The following is a 2955-nucleotide window of genomic DNA, read 5'->3' on the forward strand; positions in this document are numbered from 1 at the left end:
TGGACAGATGCTTTACCTGCTGTTTGACTGTAAGATACATATATTTAGCCTCCTTTCTGCAGATTTAGGAAAAGAAGTTTCCTATATGTATTATACTATTTCTTACTCCAAATTTCTCTATCGGATGCATTAACGGCATTCATCCCCCACCTATATTCTATATTGAGGCGGGGTTTTTCTGCCTGTTTTTTAGATAAAAAAAGCCTTCCACATAAGTGGAAAGCTTCATGTTAACGTAACTCATCAAGCCACATAGATACATCTGCATCACTAGGCATACGTAAATCTCCACGAGGAGATAAAGCGACTGAACCAACTTTAGGTCCATCTGGGATACAGCTACGCTTGAACTGCTGAGTAAAGAAACGTCTATAGAATAGAGTGAGCCATTTCTTAATTGTTGCTTCATCGTATTTATCACCATATGTATGAATCGCAATACGTAATAGTTTTTGTGGTTCATAATGGAATCTTGCATGATGATAAAGGAAGAAGTCATGTAATTCATAAGGTCCTACAATATCTTCTGTCTTCTGAGTAATTTCACCATCTTTTGCAGGAAGTAATTCAGGTGAGACTGGTGTATGAAGAATATCCTGTAATGTAGCTTCTAATACTTCACCTTTATATAAAGTAGATACATAATCAACAAGATATCTTACTAGTGTCTTAGGAACAGAGACATTGACACCATACATACTCATATGGTCACCATTATAAGTAGACCATCCAAGTGCAACTTCTGATAAGTCTCCTGTACCTACGACAATACCACCTGCCTGATTCGCAATATCCATAAGAACCTGTGTTCTTTCACGTGCCTGGCAGTTTTCATAAGTGACATCATGAACTTCAGGGTTATGATTAATATCCTTAAAATGCTGGTTAACGGCATCTTTGATATTGACTGTCATAGAAGTGACTTCTAGTTCCTTCATAAGTGTTAAGGCGTTATTTAAAGTACGATCTGTTGTACCAAAACAAGGCATAGTGACCGCAATAATATCTGATACAGGACGACCTAGCATCTTATAAGCCTTATGCATAACAAGTAAGGCGAGAGTAGAATCAAGTCCTCCAGACATACCAACAACTACTTTCTTAATATGAGCGGCTTCTAATCTCTGCATTAAGCCATGAGTCTGGATATTAAATACTTCTTCACAACGGGCTGCACGTTTTTCTTTATCACTAGGGACAAATGGATGAGGATCATAATAACGATCTAAATCCAATTCTACATCATCTAATGCAAATGGTACGGCATCAAAATAATCTTCGCTTTCATAAGTGGTCATTTCAATACGTTCTGTATGAATCTTTTCTAAATCCATATCGGCGTAGATTAAACCTGTTGAGTACTGAGTAGATTCTTTAAGTAATGTACCATTTTCATAAATAAGGTGATGATTAGAAAATACAACATCAGTTGTTGATTCACCCACACCCGTGTTACTATAAACATAGCCACATACAAGTCTTGCACTTGTTGCACTGATCAAACTGCGTCTATAATCACTCTTACCTGTTAAGTTATTAGAAGCAGAAGGGTTCACAATAAGTGTGGCTCCATTTAAACATGCATCAGTACTTGGTGTATGAGGAGCCCATACATCTTCACATATTTCTACCCCAATCTTTAACCAAGGATGATTTACATCTTCAAAAAGCTGTTCAGTTGTCACATGAATTTCCTGATCACATAAAGTAATATACTCATCTAAATCACGACCACTCTTGAAATGTCTACCTTCATAGAATTCATGATAATTTGGAATATATGTCTTAGGTACAGCACCTAGAATTTCTCCTTTATGTAGTACAAGTGCACAATTATAAAGATCATTACGGATAACAAGCGGCATTCCAATAACAATCACTGTATCAAGATCTTTTGTTTCATCTAGAATATACTGAAGCTGTGTTTCTGATTCATTCAATACTCTCTTCTGAAAGAAAAGATCTTCAATTGTATAACCAGTTAAACATAGCTCATTCAATACAAGAACCTGTGTATGATTTGCGTTGGCTTCTTTTGATAAACGGATAATCTCCTGCGCATTCTTTTTCACATTTGCGATAGAGACTTTAAAAGAACCAGCTGCAACTCTAATAAAACCATCTTTCATAAGCATTCCTCCAATTTCCTTATCATTATATCAAAAAAAGTTCACGTGAGTGAACTTTATAGTAAGTGTATATCATTTTCTTTGCAGATACGCATTGTATCTTCATCCCATAAAGAAGCCTGTACTTCACCAATATGGGCTTTCTTTAAGAAGAACATACATAAACGTGACTGACCGATACCGCCACCAATACTTAATGGATAAACATTATTTAAAACATTCTGGTGATAAGGAAGTTCAGTACGTTCCTCTGCGTGAGCTTTCTTTAGCTGTTCTTCTAAGGCTTTCGCATCAACACGTATACCCATAGAAGATAATTCAAATGCATCATCAAGAATAGGATGATAAACAAGAATATCACCATTGAGAGTCCAGTCATCATAGTCCGGTGCACGTCCATCATGCTTGATGCCAGACTTAAGGGTATCCCCAATCTTCATTAAGCAGACTGCTTTCTTTGCTTTAGTGATGGCTCTTTCTCTTTCCTTTGGTGTTAAATCAGGATAAACATCTTCTAATTCCTGTGTTGTAATAAAAAAGATCTTTTCTGGTAATAATCCCTTATCTAACTGTGGATAATGACGAATCATTAAGAAATCTAAATCTAATAAAGCTTTATAAATCTTCTTAACAGTCTGTTTGAAGAAATCAACAGTACGATCTTCAGGTTTGATCACTAATTCCCAGTCCCATTGGTCTACATACATAGAATGAAGGTTATCGATTGTTTCATCTCTTCTAATTGCGTTCATATCTGTATATAGTCCAGTATGTGCTTCAAAGCCATATCTATAAAGCGCATCACGCTTCCATTTTGCAAGTGAAT

Annotated in this window: 2 protein-coding genes; both read right to left on the reverse strand. The window is 36.1% G+C overall.

Features of this window, described 5'->3' with window-relative positions:
- Positions 1 to 230 precede the first annotated feature (230 nt).
- On the reverse strand, positions 231 to 2135 hold the full coding sequence (locus tag B2S90_RS00505) for an NAD(+) synthase (RefSeq protein ID WP_407716408.1): 1905 nt from the start codon (positions 2133 to 2135) through the stop codon (positions 231 to 233).
- A 50-nt stretch (positions 2136 to 2185) separates the two neighbouring features.
- Positions 2186 to 2955, reverse strand: a 770-nt coding sequence (locus tag B2S90_RS00510; RefSeq protein WP_286696370.1) for an aspartate--ammonia ligase, incomplete at its 5' end; no start/stop codon positions are given.

It is taken from the genome of Catenibacterium sp. UBA627, from assembly GCF_002299355.1.
Taxonomy (GTDB): Bacteria; Bacillota_I; Bacilli_A; order Erysipelotrichales; family Coprobacillaceae; genus Catenibacterium; species Catenibacterium mitsuoka.

What these genes read in the sequence shown, in the direction of transcription:
- B2S90_RS00505 (WP_407716408.1), bottom strand. Translation starts at nt 2,135, where the DNA reads ATGCTTATGAAAGATGGTTTTATTAGAGTTGCAGCTGGTTCTTTTAAA.